Origin of the sequence: uncultured Thiodictyon sp. (genome assembly GCF_903828115.1) — a bacterium.
Taxonomy (GTDB): domain Bacteria; phylum Pseudomonadota; class Gammaproteobacteria; order Chromatiales; family Chromatiaceae; genus Thiodictyon.
Window position 1 is genome coordinate 1 of the sequence record NZ_CAIKKU010000829.1, and the last position, 4,570, is coordinate 4,570.

Consider the following 4,570-nt stretch of genomic DNA (forward strand, 5'->3'; position numbering starts at 1 on the left):
AGTGCAGATCAATGCAGCACCGCGTCCAGACTGTCCGCGGTGAGGATGCGGTCCGACCAGCGCAGCAGGCTGTCGGGGTCCGCGCTGCTGATGCGTGCGCGCACCGTCTCGCTCGGGGGACCGAATTTCCGGTCGATCTGACGCAGCAGGATCGCTGCCTCACCCTCCTTTCTGCCCTCCTTTCTGCCCTCCCGTCTGCCTTGCTCGATGTAGCGGTCGATGAAAGTTTGCATGATGGGGTCTCCCGTGGGGTTCTGTTCCAACAGGGCGCGGACGTCGCGCTCTTCCACGCGCCCGGTGCCTTGGACATAGTAGCGCAGCAGGGATTCCAGGATCTCCAAGGCGGTGGTCCGGTCCTCGACCTGCTCGATCAGCGTCAGTAGGTCACCCAACCGCGCGAGGGGCTCTTTGCTGAAGATCCAGCGCATCGCCAACTGGACCAGACGGGTCAGCGCGGCGCCCTTGATCTCGGCGTTGGTGCGGGCGGAGATGTCGTGCAGCGCGTAGGTGAACCGCGGTACGAAGGGTGCCAGCACCGTCGGTAGCGGGGCGATCAGGTCATGGAAGTTGCGGGGTGCGCGCCAGCGTCCTTTGCCGTGGTAAATCACCAGCGGATAGATCGGCGGGAGCCGGCGGGCCTGCGGGTGTTGCTTGCGGTACGCATCGCCCTCGGCCGCGAGATAGCGCAGCAATTGCAGCAGCGTCCAATACTCGGGGCTGCTCTTGTGCTCGAATAGCACGTAGATCGTTAGGGGTCCATCGCGATGGCGAACGCGATAGACCAGATCCGAGTAGGCCGAGCGCAGATCGGCCGAGACATAGGTATCCTTGGAGATTTCCAAGGTTTCGAGGTCGATGTCGGCCAGCAATTCAGGCGGCAGGTGGTGCCGCAGGAAGTCGACGGCGATCTCCCGGCGGCCGAAGCTCTCGCGGAAGTAGGTGTCGTGGGGGGTGGCGATGTCGTCCATGGCATCGGAGATTAAACGCGGCGCCTTGGCGGCGCAAGCGTCAGCGAGTCGCGGCCCGACCAAGACACGATCGGCCCAGTCCTCGTGGGCCAAGCCGCTGAGCAGGTCGGCGACCCAAACAGGGGAAAACGGGAAAACGGGCCAGGCTCGAATGGCGCTAAGTTACGCACGAGACCTCATGAGAACAGTGTCTTGCGGCGCGGCCAGCCTGCTGCCCGAAACGCTCCAGTACCAAGCGGAGCCTGGAAGAATCGGGCGGGCGGTCGCTGATTCTCAAGAAAGCCGGGGCTGGGTTATCGCGCAACGCGCTAATATCGTTGAGATCTTGCGCAAGCCGTCGCCAGTGCAGATCAATGCAGCACAGCGTCCAGACTGTCCGCGGTGAGGATGCGGTCCGACCAGCGCAGCAGGGTGTCGGGGTCCGCGCTGCTGATGCGTGCGCGCACCGTCTCGCTCGGGGGGCCGAACTTCCGGTCGATCAGCCGCAGCAGGATAGCTGCCCCACCCTCCTGTCGGCCCTCCTGTCTGCCCGCCTGTTTGCCTTGCTCGATGTAGCGGTCGATGAAGGTTTTCATGATTGGGTCTCCCGTGGGGTTCTGTTCCAACAGGGCGCGGACGTCGCGTTCTTCGACGCGCCCGGTGCCTTGGACATAGTAGCGCAGCAGGGATTCCAGGATCTCCAGCGCGGTGGTCCGGTCCTCGACCTGCTCGATCAGCGTCAGTAGATTGCCCAACCGCGCGAGGGGCTCTTTGCTGAAGATCCAGCGCATCGCCAACTGGACCAGACGGGTCAGCACCGCGCCCTTGATCTCGGCGTTGGTGCGGGCGGAGATGTCGTGTAGCGCGTAGGTGAACCGCGGCACGAAGGGCGCCAGCACCGTCGGCAAGGGGGCGATCAGGTCATGGAAGTTGCGGGGTGCCCGCCAGCGTCCCTTGCCGTGATAGATCACCAAGGGATAAATCGGCGGGAGCCGCCGGGCCTTCGGGTGTTGCTTGCGGTACGCATCGCCCTCCGCCGCGAGGTAGCGCAGCAATTACAGCAGCGTCCAGTATTCCGGGCTGCTCTTGTGCTCGAACAGGACGTAGATCGTCAGGAGTCCATCGCGATGGCGAACGCGATAGACCAGATCCGAATAAGCCGAGCGCAGATCGGCCGAGACGTAGGTATCCTTGGAGATTTCCAGGGTTTCGAGGTCGATCTCGGCCAGCAGTTCGGCCGGCAGGTGGTGGCGCAGGAAGTCCACGGCGATCTCACGGCGGCCGAAGCTCTCGCGGAAGTAGGTGTCGTGGGGGGTGGCGATGTCGTCCATGGCATCAGAGATTAATCGCGGCGCCTTGGCGGCGCAAGCGTCAGCGAGGCAGAACCTAGTCCCCGCGGTCGGGGTCAAGCCCAATCCCTGTCCGCGTGGGAGCGGCTTGCAGCCGCGATGCGAGAGGCCGCGGTAAGCTGCGACGCCCCGTCGCGGCTGAAGCCGCTCCCACAGCGTCGCTGCGGGACTTTCACGGTAAGGCCCGCCGATGTGTACCGTCTCGTGGTAGCTCTTCTCCAACAGCGCCGCCGGTGCTTTGGCTCAGGTGGCCAGCGGCGGACGCGACGGCGCGGCTTCGTGCAGCGCGGCCCCGGTCAACGCTGTTATAAGATATCATTCCATCCAACCCCACTCCTGACCGGACGTTGCCCATGTCGCTCGCTCCACTCTGCAATCTCCGCCCTCCGCGGGCACGGTGCGCGGTGCGCGCCCTCGCCCCGGCCCTGGCCCTCGCCCTGCTCTGGTGGTGCGGCCCGGGCGGTGCCGCGGACGGCGCGCCGGGTGCCGAGCCGCTGCCGGTCTTCGTCAGCGTGGTGCCGTTGCAGACCTTCGTGGAGCGGATCGGCGGCGATCAGGTCCGGGTGCGGTCTATGGTTGCGCCCGGTCAGAACCCGCACACCTACGAGCCGACGCCCAAGCAAGTAGCGGACCTGGCCGGCGCCGTGCTCTATGTGCGGGTGGGCGTGCCGCTGGAGGACGCCTGGCTGCCGCGCATCCGCGCGACCAACCCGGGATTGCGGGTCCTGGATGTCCGCGACGGCCTGGCGCTGCGGCCCAATGACCAAGTACAACCCGCCCCGGGGCCTGAGGGTGACGCTGACCATGGGGATGGGCACGGCGACCACGATGACGAGCACGGACACGACCATGGCGCCCTGGACACCCACGTCTGGACCAGTCCGCCGCTGGTGAAGTCCATGGGGGCCGCGATCCGCGCCGCCCTGAGCGACCTGCGCCCGGGGCAGGCGGCGCTTTTTGCAGCGAACGATGCACGCTTCGCCGCCGACCTGGACGCCCTGGATGCCGAGATCCGCGACCGGCTCAAGCCCTTGCAGGTGCGCCGCTTCCTGGTCTTTCACCCGGCCTGGGGCTATTACGCGGACACCTATGGACTGACCCAGGTGGCCATCGAGTTCGAGGGCAAGGAGCCAGGTCCGCGCGCCCTGGCCGGCCTGATCGACGCGGCCCGCGCCGCCGGGGTGCGGGCCGTGCTGACCCAGCCCCAGTTCAGCCCGCGGGCGGCGCAGCAGGTGGCGGCGGCGATCGGTGGGCGGGTGGAGTCGGTGGACCCCCTGTCGGCCGACTATTTCGGGGCCCTGCGGCGGGTGACCGGGGTGATCGCCGGGGGTCAGACCCCGTGAGCGCGCCGGTCATCGAGCTTCGCGGGGTGGGCTTTTCATTCGGCGACGCGCCGGTGCTCTCGGACATCGATCTGACGATCGCCGCGCGCGAGTTCGTCGGGTTGGTCGGACCCAATGCCGGCGGCAAGAGCACGCTGCTGAAACTGATCCTCGGGCTGCTGGCCCCCCAGACGGGGCGCATCCGCGTGCTGGGCTTGCCGCCACGGGAGGCGCGCGGCCGCCTGGGCTATGTGCCCCAGTACCCGACCTTTGCCCGTGATTTTCCCATCTCGGTCGAGCAGGTGGTGCTGATGGGCCGCCTGGGTTTCGGCCGCGGACTGGGCCCACAATTGGGCTGGTACCGGGCGGCGGACCGGGCGGCGGCGCGGCTCGCCCTGGCCGAGGTCGAGGCCCTGGACCTTGCTGCCCGGCGGATCGGCACCCTCTCCGGCGGCCAGTTGCAGCGGGTCCTGCTGGCGCGCGCCCTGGTGAGCGACCCGCAGATCCTGATCCTGGACGAACCGACGGCGAACATCGATCAACGCATGGAAGGCGACATCTTCGACCTGCTCGCGCGGCTGAAGACACGCCTAACCATCCTGGTGGTCTCACACGACATCGCCTTCATCTCCGCCTATGTGGACCGGGTGGTCTGCCTCAATCGCACCCTGATTGCACACGACACGGCCGCGGTCGATGGCGAACTGATCCAGCGGCTCTATCCGGGCGCGGTGCGGGCGGTGGCGCACGTCCATTAATACGAAAAGAAAAGATCAGCCGCAAATGAACGCAAATCGACGCAAATAACTCCACAACCAGCAGCGGCGCCCCAGCAGCCAAGATAACGGAGACAAATCAGCGACTTGACAATCAGTCTTGGTTCGCCCTTAGGGCGTCGATGGGGCTTGATTAAGTGCGGCCACGCGCGCTTGCGGCAACCCGTCGCGGCCTG

General features: G+C 66.6%; 3 protein-coding genes and 1 pseudogene. 2 read left to right on the forward strand and 2 right to left on the reverse strand.

Annotated elements, in window-relative coordinates; translation table 11 throughout:
• Positions 1 to 8 precede the first annotated feature (8 nt).
• Complete coding sequence (locus tag QZY48_RS30780; RefSeq protein ID WP_295437810.1) at positions 9 to 968, reverse strand: Rpn family recombination-promoting nuclease/putative transposase; 960 nt, start codon at positions 966 to 968, stop codon at positions 9 to 11.
• Between the two features lie 350 nt (positions 969 to 1,318).
• Positions 1,319 to 2,278, reverse strand: a pseudogene (locus tag QZY48_RS30785) (Rpn family recombination-promoting nuclease/putative transposase).
• Positions 2,279 to 2,649: 371 nt separating this feature from the next.
• On the opposite strand from QZY48_RS30785, the gene QZY48_RS30790 reads away from it, so the two are divergent.
• Positions 2,650 to 3,639, forward strand: a complete 990-nt coding sequence (locus tag QZY48_RS30790; RefSeq protein WP_295437813.1) for a zinc ABC transporter substrate-binding protein — start codon at positions 2,650 to 2,652, stop codon at positions 3,637 to 3,639.
• Positions 3,636 to 4,376: an ATP-binding cassette domain-containing protein gene (locus QZY48_RS30795; RefSeq protein WP_295437816.1), complete on the forward strand. Its 741-nt coding sequence runs from the start codon at positions 3,636 to 3,638 to the stop codon at positions 4,374 to 4,376. The genes QZY48_RS30790 and QZY48_RS30795 overlap by 4 nt, the downstream gene beginning before the upstream one ends.
• Positions 4,377 to 4,570: the final 194 nt, after the last annotated feature.

Bases quoted from the DNA above. Each gene is read 5' to 3' on its own strand.
- QZY48_RS30780 (WP_295437810.1), bottom strand. From the start codon at position 968: ATGGACGACATCGCCACCCCCCACGACACCTACTTCCGCGAGAGCTTC.
- QZY48_RS30790 (WP_295437813.1), top strand. From the start codon at position 2,650: ATGTCGCTCGCTCCACTCTGCAATCTCCGCCCTCCGCGGGCACGGTGC.